The organism is Phycicoccus sp. Soil748, assembly GCF_001428025.1.
GTDB lineage: Bacteria > Actinomycetota > Actinomycetes > Actinomycetales > Dermatophilaceae > Pedococcus.
This window is the reverse complement of sequence record NZ_LMSC01000007.1, coordinates 116041-134764: the sequence shown is the minus strand read 5'-3', so window position 1 is coordinate 134764 and position 18724 is coordinate 116041. Positions and strand designations below refer to the sequence as shown.

22 protein-coding genes are annotated in these 18724 nt (G+C 73.3%); 7 read left to right on the top strand and 15 right to left on the bottom strand.

Annotated elements, in window-relative coordinates; all coding sequences use genetic code 11:
- Window positions 1-20 precede the first annotated feature (20 nt).
- From ASG70_RS08350 to ASG70_RS08340, 3 genes are read left to right on the top strand one after another with little or no spacing between them, the layout of a single operon-like run.
- The gene (locus ASG70_RS08350) at window positions 21-1298 is read left to right on the top strand and encodes a magnesium transporter MgtE N-terminal domain-containing protein (RefSeq protein WP_056883387.1); all 1278 of its coding nucleotides are present in this window, start codon (window positions 21-23) and stop codon (window positions 1296-1298) included.
- Window positions 1291-1863, top strand: a complete 573-nt coding sequence (locus ASG70_RS08345) for a DUF1003 domain-containing protein (RefSeq protein ID WP_056883386.1) — start codon at window positions 1291-1293, stop codon at window positions 1861-1863. Before ASG70_RS08350 ends, ASG70_RS08345 begins: the two co-directional genes overlap by 8 nt.
- Before the next feature lie 9 nt (window positions 1864-1872).
- Window positions 1873-3018: an Mrp/NBP35 family ATP-binding protein gene (locus tag ASG70_RS08340; RefSeq protein WP_056883385.1), complete on the top strand. Its 1146-nt coding sequence runs from the start codon at window positions 1873-1875 to the stop codon at window positions 3016-3018.
- A 7-nt stretch (window positions 3019-3025) separates the two neighbouring features.
- On the opposite strand, the gene ASG70_RS08335 is transcribed toward ASG70_RS08340, so the two are convergent.
- The 4 genes from ASG70_RS08335 to sigE are packed head-to-tail and all read right to left on the bottom strand — an operon-like array spanning window position 3026 to window position 6520.
- A complete protein-coding gene (locus tag ASG70_RS08335; RefSeq protein ID WP_056883384.1) occupies window positions 3026-3370 on the bottom strand; it encodes a twin-arginine translocase TatA/TatE family subunit in 345 nt (114 codons plus the stop codon).
- Window positions 3371-3381: 11 nt separating this feature from the next.
- The gene (locus tag ASG70_RS19905; protein WP_056883383.1) at window positions 3382-5211 is read right to left on the bottom strand and encodes a trypsin-like peptidase domain-containing protein; all 1830 of its coding nucleotides are present in this window, start codon (window positions 5209-5211) and stop codon (window positions 3382-3384) included.
- Complete coding sequence (locus ASG70_RS08325; RefSeq protein ID WP_056883382.1) at window positions 5208-5846, bottom strand: hypothetical protein; 639 nt, start codon at window positions 5844-5846, stop codon at window positions 5208-5210. Before ASG70_RS08325 ends, ASG70_RS19905 begins: the two co-directional genes overlap by 4 nt.
- Window positions 5843-6520 carry an RNA polymerase sigma factor SigE gene (sigE, locus tag ASG70_RS08320; RefSeq protein WP_056883381.1) on the bottom strand — a complete coding sequence of 226 codons (678 nt, stop codon included), beginning with the start codon at window positions 6518-6520 and terminating at the stop codon, window positions 5843-5845. The genes ASG70_RS08325 and sigE overlap by 4 nt, the downstream gene beginning before the upstream one ends.
- A gap of 149 nt (window positions 6521-6669) precedes the next feature.
- Here sigE and ASG70_RS08315 point away from each other — a divergent pair, with 149 nt between their 5' ends.
- Window positions 6670-7302, top strand: a complete 633-nt coding sequence (locus tag ASG70_RS08315) for an O-methyltransferase (protein WP_056883380.1) — start codon at window positions 6670-6672, stop codon at window positions 7300-7302.
- A 43-nt stretch (window positions 7303-7345) separates the two neighbouring features.
- Here ASG70_RS08315 and ASG70_RS08310 read toward each other — a convergent pair whose 3' ends face one another.
- From ASG70_RS08310 to ASG70_RS18860, 3 genes are all read right to left on the bottom strand, one after another.
- The gene (locus ASG70_RS08310) at window positions 7346-7702 is read right to left on the bottom strand and encodes a hypothetical protein (protein WP_056883379.1); all 357 of its coding nucleotides are present in this window, start codon (window positions 7700-7702) and stop codon (window positions 7346-7348) included.
- The gene (locus ASG70_RS08305; protein WP_082590348.1) at window positions 7699-9225 is read right to left on the bottom strand and encodes a M17 family metallopeptidase; all 1527 of its coding nucleotides are present in this window, start codon (window positions 9223-9225) and stop codon (window positions 7699-7701) included. Before ASG70_RS08305 ends, ASG70_RS08310 begins: the two co-directional genes overlap by 4 nt.
- A gap of 128 nt (window positions 9226-9353) precedes the next feature.
- Complete coding sequence (locus tag ASG70_RS18860; protein ID WP_082590346.1) at window positions 9354-9527, bottom strand: DUF3117 domain-containing protein; 174 nt, start codon at window positions 9525-9527, stop codon at window positions 9354-9356.
- Window positions 9528-9692: 165 nt separating this feature from the next.
- On the opposite strand from ASG70_RS18860, the gene ASG70_RS08300 reads away from it, so the two are divergent.
- Window positions 9693-10526, top strand: a complete 834-nt coding sequence (locus ASG70_RS08300) for an enoyl-CoA hydratase/isomerase family protein (RefSeq protein ID WP_056883378.1) — start codon at window positions 9693-9695, stop codon at window positions 10524-10526.
- 15 nt (window positions 10527-10541) lie between these two features.
- Here ASG70_RS08300 and ASG70_RS19255 read toward each other — a convergent pair whose 3' ends face one another.
- From ASG70_RS19255 to dapE, 8 genes are all read right to left on the bottom strand, one after another.
- On the bottom strand, window positions 10542-11843 hold the full coding sequence (locus tag ASG70_RS19255; protein ID WP_056883377.1) for a hypothetical protein: 1302 nt from the start codon (window positions 11841-11843) through the stop codon (window positions 10542-10544).
- The gene (locus ASG70_RS08290; RefSeq protein ID WP_156399898.1) at window positions 11840-13030 is read right to left on the bottom strand and encodes a hypothetical protein; all 1191 of its coding nucleotides are present in this window, start codon (window positions 13028-13030) and stop codon (window positions 11840-11842) included. Before ASG70_RS08290 ends, ASG70_RS19255 begins: the two co-directional genes overlap by 4 nt.
- Complete coding sequence (locus tag ASG70_RS08285; RefSeq protein ID WP_056883375.1) at window positions 13030-13635, bottom strand: DNA-3-methyladenine glycosylase I; 606 nt, start codon at window positions 13633-13635, stop codon at window positions 13030-13032. Before ASG70_RS08285 ends, ASG70_RS08290 begins: the two co-directional genes overlap by 1 nt.
- Window positions 13632-14096, bottom strand: coding sequence for an SRPBCC family protein (locus tag ASG70_RS08280; protein WP_056883374.1), 465 nt, complete (start codon window positions 14094-14096; stop codon window positions 13632-13634). Before ASG70_RS08280 ends, ASG70_RS08285 begins: the two co-directional genes overlap by 4 nt.
- Before the next feature lie 4 nt (window positions 14097-14100).
- Window positions 14101-14415, bottom strand: a complete 315-nt coding sequence (locus ASG70_RS08275) for a DivIVA domain-containing protein (protein ID WP_056883373.1) — start codon at window positions 14413-14415, stop codon at window positions 14101-14103.
- 113 nt (window positions 14416-14528) lie between these two features.
- Entirely contained in the window at window positions 14529-14783 is a 255-nt protein-coding gene (locus ASG70_RS08270) for a hypothetical protein (RefSeq protein ID WP_156399897.1), read from the bottom strand.
- 40 nt (window positions 14784-14823) lie between these two features.
- Window positions 14824-15543, bottom strand: coding sequence for a TIGR00730 family Rossman fold protein (locus ASG70_RS08265; RefSeq protein ID WP_056884079.1), 720 nt, complete (start codon window positions 15541-15543; stop codon window positions 14824-14826).
- A 115-nt stretch (window positions 15544-15658) separates the two neighbouring features.
- Window positions 15659-16777 (bottom strand): succinyl-diaminopimelate desuccinylase, encoded by a 1119-nt coding sequence (gene dapE / locus ASG70_RS08260; protein ID WP_056883371.1) that lies wholly within the window; start codon window positions 16775-16777, stop codon window positions 15659-15661.
- Between the two features lie 56 nt (window positions 16778-16833).
- On the opposite strand from dapE, the gene dapD reads away from it, so the two are divergent.
- Both dapD and ASG70_RS08250 read left to right on the top strand, forming a co-directional pair.
- Window positions 16834-17766, top strand: a complete 933-nt coding sequence (dapD, locus tag ASG70_RS08255) for a 2,3,4,5-tetrahydropyridine-2,6-dicarboxylate N-succinyltransferase (protein WP_056883370.1) — start codon at window positions 16834-16836, stop codon at window positions 17764-17766.
- A 2-nt stretch (window positions 17767-17768) separates the two neighbouring features.
- On the top strand, window positions 17769-18665 hold the full coding sequence (locus ASG70_RS08250) for a hypothetical protein (protein WP_235531405.1): 897 nt from the start codon (window positions 17769-17771) through the stop codon (window positions 18663-18665).
- Window positions 18666-18724: the final 59 nt, after the last annotated feature.

Sequence of the window (18724 nt, the reverse complement as noted above, 5' to 3'; positions counted from 1 at the left end):
CAGCCGGATAGCCTTGCGGCGTGAGCACTCCGTCGCGTGTCTTCGTGGGCCGCCTGACGAGCCTGAGCGTGTTCGACCCGCTCGGCGACCAGGTGGGTCGCGTCCGCGACGTCGTGGTGACGTTCGGCGCCTCCCGGCGACGTCCCCGCGTCATCGGCCTCGTCGTGGAGGTGCCCGGCCGACGTCGCGTCTTCGTGCCCATGACGAGGGTGACCTCCGTCGACGGCGGCCAGGTCATCACCACCGGCCTGGTCAACATGCGCCGCTTCGAGCAGCGCACCAACGAGGTCCTGGTCATGGCCGAGATCCTCGAGCGCCCGGTGACCGTGGCCGACCCCGAGGGGCCGTACGCCGCGACGGTCGAGGACGTCGCCATCGAGCAGGAGCGCAGCCGCGACTGGTCCATCTCCAAGGTCTTCGTCCGCCAGGGCGGTCCCGGCCGTGGCAGCCTCGGGCCGTTCCGCCGGCGTCGTGGAGCGACGGTGCTGGTCCCCGTCGAGGACGTCAGCGGCATCCACCAGTCCTCCAGCGGCCAGTCGGCGGCGCTGCTGCTCGAGACCTACGACGACCTCAAGTCCGCCGACCTCGCCGACGTCATCCACGACCTGTCCCCCAAGCGCCGGGCCGAGGTGGCCGAGGCGATGGACGACGACAAGCTGGCCGACGTCCTCGAGGAGCTGCCCGAGGACGACCAGGTGGAGATCCTCGACTCGCTGCCCGTCGAGCGCGCCGCCGACGTGCTCGAGGCCATGGAGCCCGACGACGCCACCGACCTGCTGCACAACCTCACGACGGAGAAGCAGGAGGAGCTGCTCCAGCTCATGGAGCCCGACGAGGCCGCCGACCTGCGCCGCCTGCTGACCTACGACGAGGAGTCGGCCGGCGGCATGATGACCACCGAGCCGGTGATCCTGGGGCCGGAGGCGTCGATCGCCGAGGCCCTCGCCGTCGTCCGTCGGGTCGAGCTCTCCCCCTCCCTGGCCTCCACCATCTACGTCTGCCGCGCACCGCACGAGACGCCGACGGGCAAGTACCTCGGCATGGTGCACATCCAGCGCCTGCTGCGCGAGCCCCCGCACGGCTCCATCGGCGGCATCCTCGACAAGGAGATCGAGCCCCTCACGGCCGACGCCCCGCTCGGCCAGGTCACGCGCATGCTCGCGACCTACAACCTCGTCGGCGTCCCGGTCGTCGACGCGGACGGCCGGCTGGTCGGCGCGGTCACCGTCGACGACGTGCTCGACCACATCCTCCCCGACGACTGGCGCGAGGAGCGGCACGAGGTGACCCGTGGCTGACCAGCGCCCCGGCCGCGCCGTCGCCCGGCTCGACCAGCCGCGCGAGACGCGCCGCACCCTGCTGCCCCGCCCATCCGTCAACCAGGAGACCTTCGGCGTCTGGAGCGAGCGCTTCGCCCGCTTCATGGGCACACCGCGCTTCCTCATCTACATGACCGCGTTCGTGGTCCTGTGGATCGGCTGGAACGCCGTCGGTCCAGCCGACCTGCGCTGGGACCCCTACGCGTTCATCTTCCTCACGCTCATGCTGAGCCTGCAGGCGTCGTACGCCGCGCCCCTGATCCTGCTCGCGCAGAACCGCCAGGCCGACCGCGACCGCGTGGCCCTGGAGCAGGACCGCGCGCGGGACGAGCGCAACCTCGCCGACACCGAGTTCCTGACCCGCGAGGTCGCGGCGCTGCGGCTGGCCATGCGCGACACCGCGACCCGCGACTTCGTCCGCTCCGAGCTGCGCAGCCTGCTCGAGGAGATGGAGGACCGCGGGCTCGAGGTGCGCCAGCGCAGTGACGAGGACGACAGCGCTGCCGGCGGCACCGGTTCTTCGCGCGACCTGCCCGCGACCTAGCATGGGGGCATGTCCCACCCCGCAGCCCCAGTGACCGACGAGGCCCTCCACCAAGCCCTGGCCACGGTCATCGACCCGGAGATCCGCAAGCCGGTCACCGAGCTCGGGATGGTGGAGAGCTGCACGGTCGACGAGGCCGGCCGCGTCGCCGTCACGATCCTGCTCACCGTGTCGGGCTGCCCGATGAAGGACACGCTCACCAAGGACACCACCCGCGCGCTGGCCGCCGTGCCCGGCGTCACCGGCGTGAAGGTCGACCTCGGCGTCATGAGCGACGAGCAGCGCACCGCCCTGCGCACCCAGCTGCGCGGTGGCACCGCCGAGCGCGAGATCCCCTTCGCCAAGCCCGGCAGCCTCACCCGCGTGTACGCCGTGGCGTCCGGCAAGGGTGGCGTCGGCAAGTCCTCGGTCACCGTCAACCTCGCGGCCTCGCTCGCCGCCTCCGGCCTGCGCGTGGGCGTCGTGGACGCCGACGTGTACGGGTTCTCGGTCCCGCGCATGCTCGGCGTCGAGCACCGCCCGACGCAGGTCGACGACATGATCCTGCCGCCGGTGAGCCACGACGTGAAGGTCATCTCGATCGGCATGTTCGTCCCCGGCAACCAGCCCGTCGTGTGGCGCGGCCCCATGCTCCACCGGGCGCTGCAGCAGTTCCTCGGCGACGTGTTCTGGGGCGACCTCGACGTCCTGCTCCTCGACCTGCCGCCCGGCACCGGTGACATCGCGATCTCGGTGGCCCAGCTCATCCCCGGCGCCGAGATCCTCGTGGTGACCACCCCGCAGCAGGCCGCCGCCGAGGTCGCCGAGCGCGCCGGGTCGATCGCCCTGCAGACGCACCAGCGGATCGTCGGCGTCATCGAGAACATGTCGTGGCTCGAGCTGCCCGACGGCTCGCGCCAGGAGATCTTCGGCTCGGGCGGCGGCCAGCGTGTTTCCGAGTCGCTCACCCGCGCGGTGGGCGCCGACGTGCCGCTGCTGGGCCAGATCCCGCTCGACACCAACCTGCGTGAGGGCGCCGACGAGGGCCTGCCCGTCGTGCTGCGCAACCCCGACTCCGCCGCCGGCGTGGCCCTGCGGGGCATCGCGCGCGGCCTCGCCACCCGCTCGCGCGGACTGGCCGGGCGCTCGCTCGGCCTCTCGCCCGTCGGCCGCTGAGGACCGGCTAGGTCGCGTCCTCGTCGTACGGCGTCGCCAGCGCGGGGTCGTGGGCGACCACCGCCGGGGTCGGCACCCCGGCCTCCTCGGCGTCCGGGGGCGGGTCGAACAGCGCCTCGCGGACGATCCGGCGCGGGTCGTACTGCCGCGGGTCGTACTGCTTCCAGTTGATGTCGTCGAACTCGGGACCCATCTGCTCGCGCAGCTGCCCCTTCGCGCCCTCGGCCATCGCGCGGGCCTGGCGGACGAAGCGGCCCAGCTTCGCGGCGTACTCGGGCAGCCGCTCGGGGCCGAGGATGACCACGGCGAGCACGATCAGGGCGACGAACTCCCACCCGTTGACGTCAAGCACAGTGCTCCGTCCTAGCTGCCCGAGGTGCCGGTCAGGGTGACCGTCACACTGATCGTCTCACTCCCGCGGCGCACCTTCATCGACACCCTGTCACCGACGCTCTTGGCGCGGATCGCGACCACGAGGTCGTCGGGGTCGTTGACCGGCCTGCCGTCGAACTCGACGATCACGTCACCGGGCTTGACCCCCGCCTTGCCGGCCGGGCCGTTGGGTGTGACCGGGTTGCCACTGCCGCCGGACGCGGACTCGAGGATCTTGACGCCCTCGCCGGTGTACTGCCGGTCGAGGATGACGCCGATGACCGGGTGCTCGGCCTTGCCGGTCTTGATGAGCTGCTGGGCGGTCTTGACGACCTGGTCGCTGGGGATCGAGAAGCCGACGCCGATGTTGCCGGACTGGCTGTCGCTCGAGCCGGGGATGCGGGCGATCGCGGAGTTGATGCCGATGACGTGGCCCTGCATGTCCAGCAGCGGGCCGCCGCTGTTGCCGGGGTTGATGGCCGCATCGGTCTGGATCGCGTTGATGAACGACTGCTGGTCGCCGTCACCGCCGGGGCTCACCGGGCGGTCGAGCGCGCTGACGATGCCGGACGTGACACTGGACTCCAGGCCGAGCGGCGCCCCGACCGCGATGACCTGGTCGCCGACGACGACGTCCTTGGACGACCCCATGACCAGGGGCTGCAGGTCGGTGCGGGAGGTCTTGAGGACGGCGAGGTCGTAGGAGCCGTCCCGGCCCACGATCGTCGCGCTGATCTCGGTGCCGTTGGAGAGCTCGACCTTGATCGTGCCGCCGTCGGCTGCGCTGGCGACCACGTGGTTGTTGGTGATGATGTGGCCGTCACGGTCGAGGACGAACCCCGACCCCGTGCCTGCGCCGTCGGCGCCCTTGACCTTGATGGTCACGACGCTGGGCAGCGCCTTGGCCGCGATGTTGGCGATGGACCCCTCGGGCCGCGCCGTGGCGCCCGCGCCCGCGGACGGGATCGAGGTCGGCGTGCGGTCCAGGCGGCCGAAGCCGAGCCGGTCGGTGGCGCCGAGCCAGCCGCCGAACATGCCACCGAGCGTGGCCGCGACGAGCGCCGCGACAGCGGCGACGGCCACGAGCGCGCCCCAGCCCGGTCCCTTCTGATGGGGGGCGGTGGCCGGTACGGGGTGGTCGCCGGCCCACCGGGCCCGCTGGCCGCCGTACCCGCCGTCGGCGTGGTCGGCCGTGATGGGGTCCCACCCGCCGTGGGCTGCGGCGGTCGGCACGCCGGCCGCCTGCCCCGCCGCGGCTGCAGACGGGTGGCTGTGGTTTCCGGGGTCGGTCTGGGCGCCGGGCACCGGCGAGCTCCCGAGCGGGGCCCGACCGCCGTGCGCGGCCTGGTCACCGGGCCAGCCGGTCGGCTCGTGGGCCCAGGCCGTCGGGGCGTCGTGGTGCGGGGCGTCTTCGTGGTGCGGCGTCCCGTGCCGGGGAGCGCCGACCCCCGGAGCACCCGAGATCTCCTGGGTGTGCGACAGGTCGACGGGCTGCGTGTGGTCGGCAGCGACCGGCTGGGTCTGGTCGACGGGCTGCGTGTGGTCGGCAGCGACCGGCTGGGTCTGGTCGACGGGCTGGGCGGCCTCGGCGGGCGGCGGGGCCCACGGGTCCCACGGCTGCGACGCGTGCTGGTCCTCGTGCCACTGCACGTCCTCGCGTGGCGCGGCCGGCTCGTGTGCCGCAGACTCGTGTGCCGCAGACTCGCGTGCCGCAGACCCCTGTGCCGCAGACCCCTGCGTGCCGGACCACTCCCCGCCCTCGGGGACCCTCCGCTGGTCGGGGCCGGGGGTGTCGGTGGCCGGGTCCCGCTCGTCGCTCATGGCGTCGATTGTGCCGAACCGAACCGCGCAGTGCCCACGCCGGGGGCGGACGTGGTGCTGCGGCCGGGGGTTGAGCGCGCCCCGAGGCCGGGGACGGTGAAGACGGCGGTGGCGAACACCGGGCCGGCGGGCCTGACGGGCTGCACGGTGCCGGGGGTGACGGTGGGAGCGGGCGACGCCACCCCGCCACCGGTCACGACCAGGCTCCAGGCCGCGGCGGCGGTGGCTCCCGCCGCGAGTCCGGCGAACACGGTCGCGCGGCGGGCGGAGCGGTGAAGGGCCGGCGCACCCCGGTCCACGACCCGTACGGGCGCGACGGGCACCGGGGGCACGGCCGGGCGGCGCACCGCCGGGCCCGCGTCAGGCCGGTCGTCCGCCGGGGACGACGCCGACAGCTCGGCGCCCATCGCCAGCAGCATGCCCCGCAGGTCACCGGGGACGCGTGAGGCGGAGGGTGAGCGCAGCGCGGCGAGCACCCGCCGCTCGTCCTCGACGGCGGCGCGGCAGCAGGCGCAGGCCACGACGTGCCGGTCCCACCGCAGCAGCGTGGCGGCGTCCAGCGTGCGGTCGGCGTAGGCGGTCAGGTCGGCCCCGAGGCAGCGACTGGCGGCTCCGGGCAGCCCGAGCCGGCTCACCGCGACCCCGGCACCGCTCGGCCGATGACCGGGAGCCGGCGCCGGGGGGCCGGGGTGCGGTCGACGTCGAGGGCCGGACGGGCGAGCGAGGGGTCGCGGTGGGCCAGGGCCTCGCGCAGCTGGGCGCGGCCGCGGTGGATGCGCGAGCGCACCGTACCGAGCTTGACGCCCAGGGTGGCCGCGATCTCCTCGTAGGACAGGCCCTCGATGTCGCACAGCACCACGGCGGCGCGGAAGTCGGGTGACAGGGCGTCGAGCGCGCGCTGCACGTCGTCGTCGAAGTGGGTGGCGTCGTACGCGGCCTCGGGGCCCGCCTCACGGGTGGGCAGGCGGGCGGCGCTCTCGTCGGACAGGGCGTCGAAGCGGATCCGCTGCTTGCGGCGCATCTTGTCGAGGAAGACGTTGGTGGTGATGCGGTGCAGCCAGCCCTCGAACGTGCCCGGCTGGTAGCTGTGCAGCGACCGGAAGACGCGGATGAACACGTCGTGGGTGAGGTCCTCGGCGTCGTGCGGGTTGCCGGTCAGCCGGTAGGCGAGGCGGTAGACGCGCGCGGAGTGCTGCTCGACGATCTCCTCCCACGTGGGGGGGACCCACGCGGGGGCCTCCTGGACGTCACCCCGGACATCACCGTGGACATCCCCTCGGGCCGGGCCGATCGTGTCGGTCGCGGTCACGTCCCTCACCTCCGTCGGGCGCCTGACGGCGCTCACCACATGCATCCGGTCCAGACGACCGGACGGTGTGAATGGTTCCCCACCAACCTGATTGTTTCCTGTACGTCGTGCGCACGGTGCGGTGGGCCCGCGGCAGTAGGGTTTCCCGCATGAGTGCACAGAAGCCGGCCAGCTGGGCGTACGCCGAGGAGTTCGTCGCCGAGAACGAGGTCATCGAGGGCGCCCGCCGCCGTGGCGAGGAGCTCGGGGCGACCCCCGTCGGCAACGGCGCCGGGGTGCTGCTGCGGCTGCTCGCGGCGGCAGCGAAGGCCCGGTCGGTCGTCGAGATCGGCACCGGTGCCGGCACCTCCGGCCTGTGGATGCTGCAGGGCATGCCCGAGGACGGGATCCTCACCACGATCGACGTCGAGGCCGAGCACCAGGGCGTCGCCAAGAAGGCGTACGCCGAGGCGGGCATCGCCCACCAGCGGACCCGCGTCATCACCGGCCGCGCGCTCGACGTCCTCCCCCGCATGACCGACGGCGCCTACGACATGGTCGTCGTCGACGGCGACAAGGCCGAGTACCCCCAGTACGTCGAGCACGCCATCCGGCTGCTGCGCTCCGGCGGTGTCCTCGTCCTGGACAACATGCTCTGGCACGACAAGGTCGCCGACCCGGCCTCCCGCGACCCGCAGACCACGGTGCTGCGCGACCTGGGCAAGAAGCTGCGCGACGACGAGCGCCTCGTGCCCGCGCTGCTGCCCGTCGGCGACGGCGTGCTCGCCGCCGTCAAGCGCTGAGGCACCCGTTCCAGACCCGGCCTGAGCCTCGGGCGGCGCAGCCTCAGGCCGTGCCGGGGCCGGGGCCGCGGCGGAACCGCTCGGGCCCCTCGGCGATCGCGACGACCTCGAACGGCTCCATCAGGATGGGGGCCGACCCGATGATCGAGCTGCCCGCCGAGTCCGCCGCCGTCCGGGCGAACTCCTCGAGGAAGTCGTCGCGGTAGACCTGCTGGTCGAACACGTAGGTGCCCTCGAACCATTCGCCCTCGACCATGCGCCACGTCTTGAAGGCGAGGCCGTCGAGGAACATGAAGTTCGCCATCGACGTGCCCACGACGTAGTCCCGCAGCGAGGTCGCCACGTCGGAGGGTGCGTCCTCCAGCGACCAGCGCACCGACAACCCGTATCCCGCGTTCATGCCATCTCCTCCAGCCAGGTGAGCAGCAGGCGGGCACCGAAGCCCGTCCCGCCCTTGGTGAGGAGCCCGCGGTCGACGTCGGAGCGTCCCACCCCGGCGATGTCGAGGTGCGCCCAGCGACGCTCGCCCACGAACTCGCGCAGGAACAATGCTGCCGTGATCGAGCCGGCGCCGACGGGAGTGCCCGCGATGTGGTTGACGTCGGCGACGGGGCTGTCCAGCGAGGGGCGGTAGTCCTCGACCAGGGGGAACGGCCACAGCAGCTCCCCGGTCGCGCGTCCGGCGGCGACGAGGGCCTCGCCGAGGCCGCCGTCGGTCGCGTAGACCGGCGCCATCGTGCGGCCCAGGGCGACGCGGGCCGCCCCGGTGAGGGTCGCGATGTCGAGCAGCACGTCGGGGTCGAGGTGCGCGTCGGCGTAGGCCAGCGCGTCGGCCATGACCATGCGGCCCTCGGCGTCGGTGTTCCCGATCTCGACCGTGCGCCCGCCGTACATGGTGACCACGTCGGAGGGGCGGTAGGCGGCGCCGCCCACGGCGTTCTCGGCGAGGGCGAGCAGTCCGGTCACGCGGACCGGCACGTCGAGCTCCCGGCAGGCCGCGAGGACCGCGAGGACGACGGCGGAGCCGGACATGTCGGTCTTCATCGCCAGCATGCCCTCGGCCGGCTTGATGTCGAGGCCACCGGTGTCGAAGGTGATGCCCTTGCCCACGAGCACCACGTGCGGAGTGGCAGCGGTGGCCGCCTGCGGGGCGTACGAGAGCTGCACGAGGCGCGGCGGGGTCACCGATCCGGCACCCACGGCGAGCAGGCCGCCGAAACCCTCGGCGCGCAGGTCGCGGTCGGACCAGACCTTGACCTCGAGCCCCGTGCGGCGACCGATGGCTCGTGCCTGGGCGGCCATCCAGGCGGGGTTCTTGGTGTTGGAGGGAACGACCGCGAGGTTGCGGGCCAGCATCGTGGCCCGGGCCCGCGCCACCGCGCGCAGGACGGCCCGCTCGTCCACCGCACCCACGAGGGTCACGGCCGAGGCCGGGGGCTTGGAGGGCGTCGTGCCCTCGGAGAGCCAGCGCGGCGAGGTGTAGCCGCCCAGGGCGATCCCCTCGGCGAGCGCGCCAGCGGACTCGGGCTCCTGGGCCAGCGCGCCGACGGCCACGACCAGGTCGGCCCGTCCCCTGCCCGCGCGACCCAGCGCTGCCCCGGCCGTCCGCAGGTCCGCGGCCGTGCCCTTGCCAACGCCGACCAGGAACACCGCGCGCGCGGCGCGCTCACCGGGTACGAGAGGGATGCGTGTCGTCGCCCCGGCCTCGGACGAGGGCTCGTGGGCCGCCTCGACATCGGCAGCGGCGAGGCCCACGAGCGCCAGGGCGGCACCGGCCCGCTCGTCCTGGCGCAGGCCGTCGTCCGGGACGGGGACCGCGAGCAGCAGGTCGGTCGGGTCGAGGTCCGCGAGCACGTCGCCGAGGGCGTCGGGGAGCACGGACCACCGGCTGGTGGCGGGGTCGGTCAGCTGCGGGGTGGGCACGAGGGCGACCCTACCCACCGGGGTCGTGGCCGTGTACGGAGCGGGGTCGCTCCGGCAGGTGCCCGGAGGTGCGAGGACCCCCACCGGCGTCGGCCGGTGGGGGTCCTCGAACAGGTGGGGAAGCAGCCCTACTTGAGGCCCTCGCAGTTGTCGATGGCGTCGCCCAGCGCCCGGACCTCGTCCGGCGTCATCTCGACCACGAGACGACCGCCACCCTCGAGGGGCATGCGCAGCACGATGCCGCGACCTTCCTTGGTCACCTCGAGCGGGCCGTCGCCAGTCCTCGGCTTCATTGCCGCCATGGGTCTGTCCCTTCCGTATGGCGTGGTCTGCTGCTGGGCACGCGGGTCCACGCCAGTGCTTGAGTTCCGCCCCGTGCGTGCCAGATTTGCTCCATTATCCCGTGAAGGGGCCCGCAGGCGAAATCCGTCCCGGGGCGCTGACCTGCGGCAGGGCATGATGGCGCCATGACGCAGACCCCCGCATCGCCGCAACCCGCCGACCAGCCCACCGCGCAGGACCCCGTGGTCGTCGAGCGGGCCGGGGCGGTCGCCACCGTGCGCCTCAACCGGCCCGACGCGATGAACTCCCTGGACACCCCCACCAAGGAGGCCCTGCTGGCCGCCCTCACCGAGGTCGCGGACGACCCGCAGGTGCGCTGCGTCGTGCTCACCGGCACCGGTCGGGCGTTCTGCGTCGGGCAGGACCTGCGCGAGCACATCCGCCTACAGCAGGCCGACGACGAGTCGCTGTGGCGCACCGTGCCCGAGCACTACAACCCGGTCGTCGAGCTCCTCACCACGATGGACAAGCCCGTCGTGGCCGCGGTCAACGGGGTGGCCGCCGGCGCCGGGGCGGCGTTCGCGATGGCGGCGGACTTCCGGGTCATGGTCGACACGGCCGGGTTCAACCTCGCCTTCGCGGGCATCGCCCTGTCGTGCGACTCCGGATCCTCCTGGACCCTGCAGCGGCTCGTCGGGCCGGCCCGCGCGAAGGAGCTGCTGCTCCTCCCGCGCACCGTCCCCGCCGACGAGTGCCTCTCCCTCGGCCTCGTGACCAGGGTCGTCGCGGCGGAGGACCTCGAGGCGACGGTCACCGAGCTCGCCACCACGCTCGCCCAGGGCCCCACGCTGGCCTACGGCTCGATCCGCCGCGCGGTCGCGTTCAGCGCGGGGCACGACCTGACCGCGTCGCTGGCGCAGGAGGCGGAGTACATGGCTCGCACGGGCGCGAGCGCTGACCACAAGGCGGCGGTCGCGGCGTTCCTGGCCAAGGAGAAGCCGGTCTTCAGCGGGAGTTGACGGGGCCGGGCCAGGTCAGGGCGGGGTCGCGGCCCACGGCACGTAGGTGAGCAGGGTGCAGGTGAACCACAGCTGCCCCGCGAGCAGGGCCAGCGCCACCAGCCCCACCCGCCGGCGCCAGTGCGGCACCACCGAGGCCCCCGTGGACGTGCGCATCGCCACCGACGCGACGAGCGCGGCGATCGGGAAGTCGAGCAGCAGGAACCGCCACATGCTGGTGATGGGCCGGACCACGGCGAGCAGGTAGAGGGGGTAGGCCAGCGCCCACACCCGCAGCTCGATGGCCAGCCACCTGCCGTGGCGGCCGAGGATGAGGGCGATGTAGGTCGCGACGAGTCCGACGAGGACGGCCACGCCGACGACGCCGTGCGCGTCCCAGGCCCAGGCGAGCCAGAGCACGAAGGGGCCCGACTCCGGTTTCTGCCCCCAGGCCGCCTGCACGTCGAAGAAGGCCATGGGCAGGCCGCTGGCGAGGCCGACCGCCACGGGCCACGCGAGCGAGGAGGCGGCCGTGGCCGCCAGCATGGCGACGGCCGAGGTGCGCTGCCCACCGAGGGGCCGGGTCCCCGCGGCGCGGTCCTCGCGCCAGCGCAGCACCAGGTGGGCGATCGCCGCGCAGGCGATCGCCGGGGCCGCGGCCCGGGTGAAGCCGAGGGCGATGGCCACGACCGCGACCAGGGCGTAGCTGCGCCGCATGAGCAGCAGCAGCGAGAGCGCGATGAGGGCGCCCGCGAGCGCCTCGGTGTAGGGCATGACGAGGATGGCCGTGGCGGGGTACAGGCACCACAGCAGGCCGGCCACGAGCGCGAGGCGCTCACGCGCCGGCTGGGGCGCTGCGTGCAGGGCGAAGTTGAAGCACTTCCAGACCAGCACCGTGCAGGCGGCGCCGAGCACCAGGTTGAGCGCGACGGCGGCGAGCTCGAACGGCAGGCCGGTCCACATGAGGACCCGCACGAGCATGGGGAACGCCGGGTAGAAGGCCCAGGCGCTGTAGGTGAGCAGCCCGGTCTCGGGGTCGGCCGGCAGTGGCACCGGGTAGCCGCCGGTCGCGATGCGCCGGTACCAGACGCTGTCCCAGCTCTCGAGGATGTCGCCCACCGACGGGTGCAGGTGGCCCACCCCGGCAGGCGTCTGGAACCACGTCGCGGCCACCCACATGGCGAGGAGCACGAGGACCCGGGTCACGGCGTACCAGAGCACGAGGAACACGACGGGTCGGCGCAGAGCCCACCCGGCGGCGGCGCTGCGTCCGTCGGAGGTCAGCAGCGAGGGCAGACGGCGACCGCCGAGACCGGCAGGAGCGGTGGGGGCGGTCACGGCGGGTAGTCCGCTGGGGGGTGGTAGACGAGCAGCTTCCAGATCCACGCCGCCTGGCCCACCACGCCGAGCGCGACCAGCACCCCGACGCGCACCCACAGCCAGCGCGCGGTCCGGGTGACCCATCCCCCGCCCAGCACGACGGCGACGAGGGGGAACAGGGGCAGCGCGTAGCGGAAGATGCTGGTGAAGGGGTCCAGCACGAGCGCGAGGTAGGCAGGGTAGGCGAGGCACCAGGTGCGCAGCTCCGGCCCGAGCCGCGTGGCCCAGGGACCGCAGGTGAGCACCAGGATGGTCGTCACGAGCGCGGCAAGGCCGACGGGGCCGAAGACCGCCGCCCCCTCGAAGTCGCGGAAGGCCCACTGCGACATGCCCAGCCACGGCTTGAGCGGTTCGATGTGGTTGCCTACCCGCCAGGACGCCATGGTGTCGGTGTACGCGGTGCGGGAGCCTGTGACGTACCAGGCGACCAGCGGCCACAGCACGGCCGCCAGGCAGGAGGTGGCAAGGGCCGCGCCCATGGCGAGGAGCTCGCCCCGGCGCAGCGGGTCCCGCTCCCGCGACCGCCAGCGCAGCCAGGCCGCGACGGCGACGACCGCCACGACGGGGACGGCGATGGGGCGCGTCAGCCCGAGGACCAGCGCCAGCACGGCCACCACACCCCAGCTCCGGCGCATCACCGCCCACAGGAGTCCGCAGAGCACGAGCATCGCCATCGACTCGGTGTAGGCCAGCTGGAGCGAGACCGACGCCGGGAACGCCGCCCACACGGCCACCGCCCCGAGCGCGACCGCCGGCCCGACCCGGTCGGCGAGCAGACGCGCCATGAGGACGGCTGCCCCCAGTCCGCACAGCAGGGCCAGTGTCGAGGCCACGGCCGGGAACCCCAGCCCGGTGACGCCCATGAGCATCCGCGACAGCAGCGGGAACAGCGGGTAGAACGCCCAGGCGTTCTGGGCCACGTGCCCGCTGGCCGGGTCGACCGGTAGCACGGTGGGGTACCCGTGCTCGGCGACGTGGCGGTACCAGCTGCCGTCCCACAGCACCGTCATGTCGATGAACTCGACGCTCGGGCCGGTCCAGTCCGGCATGACGACCTGGTCTCGGCTGGCGAGCAGCAGCAGCAGCGCCGACACCGCCCGCAGTCCCAGGTAGGTCACGGCCACCCTCGCGGTGAGGGTGCGCATCATGACCGCTCGCCGGCCGTCCCGCTGCCCAGGACTGCCGCGCGGTGGCACCCGGCCAGGTGGTCGTCGACGAGGCCGCACGCCTGCATCGCGGCATACATCGTCGTGGGGCCGACGAAGACGAACCCGGCCTTCTTGAGGCCCTTGGCGAGCGCGATGCTCTCCGGGGAGGTCGCGCGCAGCTCCGCCACCGAGCGCGGTGGCTGGTGATCCGCGGGCGCGTGCGACCAGATGAAGGCGTCGAGCCCGCCCTGCTCGCGCAGGGCCAGGACGGCAGCGGCGTTGCGGATGGCGGCGTCGACCTTGAGGCGGTTGCGCACGATGCCCGCGTCGGCCATCAACCGCTCGCGGTCGCGCTCGTCGAAGCGCGCGACGACCTCGGCGTCGAAGCCGGCGAACGCGGCTCGGAAGGCCTCGCGCTTGCGCAGGATCGTCAGCCACGACAGGCCGGACTGGAACGCCTCGAGGGTGAGGCGCTCGTACAGCGCCTGCTCACCGTGGACGGGTACGCCCCACTCGTTGTCGTGGTAGACGAGGTAGTCCGGCGTCGCACCGGCCCACGCGCAGCGGGTGAGCCCGTCCGCACCGGTGGAGAGGCCGGTCACCGCGGGATCCGGCGGGACGCCGCCCGCACCAGCATCGCGTCGATGGCGCGGCCGTAGAGCCAGGCGCTCGCGCGGTCGAGCAGCGGGTCGAAGAAGCGCTTGAAGGGCAGCGGCCGCACGACGACGTCCTCCACCCAGTCGAGCCGCGAGCCACCGTCCTCCCTCGGCGACACCGTGACCTCCGCCCAGCCGCCGAGCAGCCGTCCCGTCTTGACGACGCGGAAGACGCCTGTGGTGCCGTCGGCCGGCGGGTCCCAGCGGGTCACGAGCATCGAGTCGGAGAAGGCCAGGCGGCCGAGACCGGTGAGGCCGGCGAAGCCCCACCCCACGCGGGGCTGCCCCTCGTCGGTGACCATGCGCGTCATGGGCATCCACGCGCCGTACCCGTCGAACGCGGCGACGACGTCCCAGACCTGCGCGGGGGTCGCGGAGGTCTCGCGGACCAGGTGGAGGGCGGCCATGGTGTCAGCGCAGCGCGTCGGTGCCGTCGTGAGGCGCTTCGAGGCGCTCCTGCGGCTCGGCCACGCGCTGCTCCAGCTCGGCGATGCGGTCCTGCAGCCGGTCGAGGACCGTGTCGACCTGGTCCATGCGGTAGCCGCGCAGCGCGGTGTCGAAGCGCAGCGCGGAGATCTCGTCGGCCGCGAAGCCGTCGGGCAGGTGGGGCTCGCTCTGGGTCGTGGTCGCCTCGGCGAGCGGGTCGTAGTGCAGCCGGCCGGTCACGAGCGCGGCGAATCCCCCCACCAGCAGGACGGCGACGGCGATGAACAGGACCCAGATCACGCAGGTGATCGTCGCACGAGTTCCTCAGGACTTCCTATCCACCCCGCGGTGCGTGGCCACACGAGCAGCGGGAGACCAGCGCCGGGGAGCGGGAGGTCGAGGCCAGCCGGGGATCAGCCTGCGGTGTCGAGCCCCAGCGCCGGTTCGTCGTCGGAGTCGGCGTGCGCGACGGCGCTGCGCGCGAGCATCTCGACCACGGCGGGCACGTCCTCGGGCAGCAGGCGCACCGTGGCCCGGCAGACGCCGTCCTGCCAGATCGACAGCACCACCCGCCCGGACTCCGGGTGCCCCGAGACGCGCAGCGTGCGACCGGCGACGTCCCGTCCGACGACGACGTCACCATGCCTCGGCAGCGGCGAGATGGTCACCTGACCATCATCCGCCAGGACCACGGCCGCAGTCCATGGCTCACTCGGGTCGTCTGGCGGTGACTTCCTCGTCGGCGAGGGTGACGATGCGGACGGCCTCAGCCACGTCGTCGGTGAGGTGGAGCAGGTCGATGTCCTTGGCGTTGACGGTGCCCGCCTCCAGGACCGCGCCGCGCAGCCAGTCGAACAGCCCACCCCAGTACTCGGTGCCGATGAGGACGATCGGGAACGACGTGACCTTGCGCGTCTGCACGAGCGTCACCGCCTCGAACAGCTCGTCCAGGGTCCCGAATCCGCCGGGCAGCACGATGAACCCGCGCGCGTACTTGACGAACATCGTCTTGCGGGCGAAGAAGTAGCGGAAGTTGACGCCGAGGTTGACGTGCTCGTTGAGCCCCTGCTCGAAGGGGAGCTCGATCCCGAGCCCGACCGAGGCGCCGCCGGCCTCGATGGCACCCCGGTTCGCCGCCTCCATCGCGCCGGGCCCACCGCCGGTGATGACGGCATACCCCGCCTCGACCAGGGCACGCCCCAGCTCGGTGCCGAGCTCGTAGTAGGCCGTGCCGGGCTCCGTGCGCGCCGAGCCGAAGACGCTCACCGCCGGTCCGAGCTCGGCCAGCGCGCCGAAGCCCTCGACGAACTCGCTCTGGATGCGCATGACCCGCCACGGGTCCGTGTGCAGCCACTCGGTGGACCCGCGGCTGTCGAGAAGGCGCTGGTCGGTCGTGCTCGCCGGGACGCGCGAGCCGCGCAGGGTCACCGGGCCCGTGTGGTAGTCGAAGTCGTGCGGTCGGACGGGGCTCCCCGCCTCGACCGGCTGCTCGGTCGCGCCGGCCGTACGGGTCTGCTCGGGCTTGTCGCTCACGCGCGCCAACCTACGCGAGCCAGCGCAGCAGGGCCGCCTCTGCCGACTCCAGCTGCGGGACCGGGCAGCGCTCCTCGTCGTGGTGGGCGAGGTTGGGGTCACCGGGTCCGAAGTTCACCGCCGGCACGCCCATGGCGGCGAAGCGGGCCACGTCGGTCCAGCCCTGCTTGGCGACGACGTCGACGCCCAGCGCCGCGACGAACCCCTGTGCCGCCGGCAGGTCGAGTCCCGGGCGCGCACCTCCTGCGTTGTCCTTGATGGTGACGACGAACCCGCTGAACAGCTGGTCGACCAGGGCCGCCGCGTCGTCCTCGGACTTGTCGGGCGCGTAGCGGTAGTTGACCGTCACCACGCACCGGTCGGGGATGACGTTCCCCGCGATGCCACCGGTGATGCCCACGGCGTTCATCGCCTCGCGGTACTCCAGGCCGTCGACCACGACCGTCTCCGGCTGGTACTCCGCGAGCCGCGCCAGGACCTCGGCGGCGTCGTGGATGGCGTTGTGCCCGTTCCAGGGTCGCGCGCTGTGGGCGGCGATGCCCTTGGTGACGACCTCGGCCCGCAGGGTGCCCTTGCAGCCGCCCTCGACGATGGAGCCCGTCGGCTCGAGCAGCACCGCGAAGTCGGCGTCCTCGATGAGGTCGGGGCGCTGCTGCTGGATGTGGAGAAGCCCGTTGTACTCGCTGTCGATCTCCTCGCCCTCGTAGAAGACGAAGGTGAGGTCGCGGCTGGGCTCTGCGACCAGGGCGGCCTTGAGCTGCACGGCGACACCGCCCTTCATGTCGACGGTCCCGCGGCCCCACAGGTCGTCGCCCTCGCGGTGGGTGGGCAGGTTGGGCGGGTCGACCGTCAGCGGCACCGTGTCGATGTGGCCGGCGAGGACGACGCGCTCGTCGCGGCCGAGCTCGGTGCGCGCCACGAGGGTGTTGCCGATGCGGGTGACGGTGAGGTGCTCGAGCGGCTCGAGCGCTGACTCGATGGCGTCGCAGACCCGCTGCTCGTCCCGGCTGACCGACTCGATGTCGCACAGGGCAGCGGTGAGGCTGACGACGTCGGCGGTCAGGTCGAGGGGGGCGGGGTCGCCCGGAGCGGCCTCGTGCGTGCGGTTGTCGTCCAGGTCGTTCGCCATGCCGTGAGCCTATCCAGCGTCAGGGTCGGCCCCTCTGCTCCCCTAGGCTGGTCGCCATGAGCAGTGGGCGCAGCGCGTGGGGTTTCGGACTGGCGACGACGACCGACGACGGGACCGTCCTCGACACGTGGTTCCCGCAGCCGACGCTGGGCGCGCGACCGGATGGCGCGGCTGCCCCGGCCGAGCTCGAGGCCCTGGCGGGCGAGGACGAGGTGCGCCGCGTCCGGCGTGAGGTCGTCGACGTCGAGGTCGACCTCGATGCCGCACCGGCCGGCGCCAGCGACGCCTACCTGCGCCTGCACCTGCTCTCGCACTGCCTCGTCGAGCCCAACAGCATCAACCTCGACGGCATCTTCGGCGCCCTCGCCAACGTCGTCTGGACCACCCAGGGCCCCTGCGCGGTCGACGGCTTCGAGCTGACCCGCGCCCGCCTGCGTGCCCGCGGGCCGGTCAACGTGCTCGGGATCGACAAGTTCCCGCGCATGGTCGACTACGTCGTGCCCGCAGGAGTCCGCATCGCCGACGCCGACCGCGTGCGGCTCGGCGCCCACCTCGCCCCCGGCACCACCGTGATGCACGAGGGTTTCGTCAACTACAACGCCGGCACCCTGGGTAGCTCCATGGTCGAGGGCCGCATCTCCCAGGGCGTCGTCGTCGGCGACGGGTCCGACATCGGTGGCGGCGCGTCCACCATGGGCACCCTCTCCGGCGGTGGCACCGAGCGCGTCCGCGTCGGAGAGCGCTGCCTGCTCGGCGCGGAGTCGGGCCTGGGCATCGCGCTCGGGGACGACTGCGTCGTCGAGGCCGGGCTCTACCTCACCGCCGGCACCAAGGTGACCCTGGCCGACGGCCGGGTCGTCAAGGCCCGCGAGCTCTCCGGCCAGGACAACCTGCTGTTCATCCGCAACTCGGTGAGCGGCACCGTCGAGGCCAAGGCCCGCGACGGGCACGGCATCGTCCTCAACTCGGCACTCCACGCGAACGACTAGCCGTGGCACGCACCAGGCGGGGGGTGGTCCTCGCCGAGCAGTCGACCCCGTCGAGGACCCGGCGCCTGGTCACCCGGCTCGTCCTGCTGCTCTTCGCGGCAGGGCTCGTGTTCGCCGGCTGGGTCGGCGTGCGCGGCGTGGTGCACAACCTCGGCGGCCCCCGCTGCCAGGCCACCGCGCTGGGTACGAGCGTGGACTTCGACCCCAGCCAGACCGCGTACGCGGCCACGATGGTGGCCATCGCGGAGAAACGCGGCCTGCCCGCGCGGGCGGGCACCATCGCGATCGCCACGGCGCTCCAGGAGTCCAAGCTCCGCAACCTCACCTACGGCGACCGCGACTCCGTCGGGCTGTTCCAGCAGCGGCCGAGCCAGGGCTGGGGCACCGAGAAGCAGATCCTCGACCCGGTCTACGCCACGAACAAGTTCTACGACGCGCTGGTGAAGATCGACGGCTACGAGCAGATGCGCATCACCGAGATCGCCCAGAAGGTGCAGCGCTCGGCCTACCCCGAGGCCTACGCCGACCACGAGCAGGAGGGCCGCATCATGGCCTCCGCGCTCAGCGGCCACTCCCCCGGTGGCCTCGGGTGCCGGCTCGACCAAGCCGGCCAGGGCACCCCGAGCGCCCTGCGCGATGCCCTCTCCAAGGAGCTCGGCACCAAGGCCACCGTCAGCGGGCGCACGCTCACCGTGCGCGCCGGCAGTGAGCGCGGCGCCTGGACCGCCGGCTCGTACGCCGTCGCCAAGGCGTCGCAGTACGGCGTCACGAAGGTGCGCGTCGGGGCCAGGCAGTGGACCCGTACGCGCGACCCCGAGGGCTGGACCTGGACCAGGGCCAAGGGCGGCTCGGCCACGACCGTGACCGTCACCTTCGCCACCACCCCCGCCGCCCGCTGACCCGCGGCGCTGACCCGTACCGCTCCCCCGCGCTCAACACGCTGCGTTCAGTGAGCGCG

Excerpts from the sequence above, each read along its gene's own strand:
- ASG70_RS08340 (WP_056883385.1), top strand. The coding sequence starts at position 1,873 with ATGTCCCACCCCGCAGCCCCAGTGACCGACGAGGCCCTCCACCAAGCC.
- ASG70_RS19905 (WP_056883383.1), bottom strand. The coding sequence starts at position 5,211 with ATGAGCGACGAGCGGGACCCGGCCACCGACACCCCCGGCCCCGACCAG.
- ASG70_RS08315 (WP_056883380.1), top strand. The coding sequence starts at position 6,670 with ATGAGTGCACAGAAGCCGGCCAGCTGGGCGTACGCCGAGGAGTTCGTC.
- ASG70_RS08310 (WP_056883379.1), bottom strand. The coding sequence starts at position 7,702 with ATGAACGCGGGATACGGGTTGTCGGTGCGCTGGTCGCTGGAGGACGCA.
- ASG70_RS18860 (WP_082590346.1), bottom strand. The coding sequence starts at position 9,527 with ATGGCGGCAATGAAGCCGAGGACTGGCGACGGCCCGCTCGAGGTGACC.
- ASG70_RS08300 (WP_056883378.1), top strand. The coding sequence starts at position 9,693 with ATGACGCAGACCCCCGCATCGCCGCAACCCGCCGACCAGCCCACCGCG.
- ASG70_RS08290 (WP_156399898.1), bottom strand. The coding sequence starts at position 13,030 with ATGCGCACCCTCACCGCGAGGGTGGCCGTGACCTACCTGGGACTGCGG.
- ASG70_RS08280 (WP_056883374.1), bottom strand. The coding sequence starts at position 14,096 with ATGGCCGCCCTCCACCTGGTCCGCGAGACCTCCGCGACCCCCGCGCAG.
- dapE (WP_056883371.1), bottom strand. The coding sequence starts at position 16,777 with ATGGCGAACGACCTGGACGACAACCGCACGCACGAGGCCGCTCCGGGC.
- dapD (WP_056883370.1), top strand. The coding sequence starts at position 16,834 with ATGAGCAGTGGGCGCAGCGCGTGGGGTTTCGGACTGGCGACGACGACC.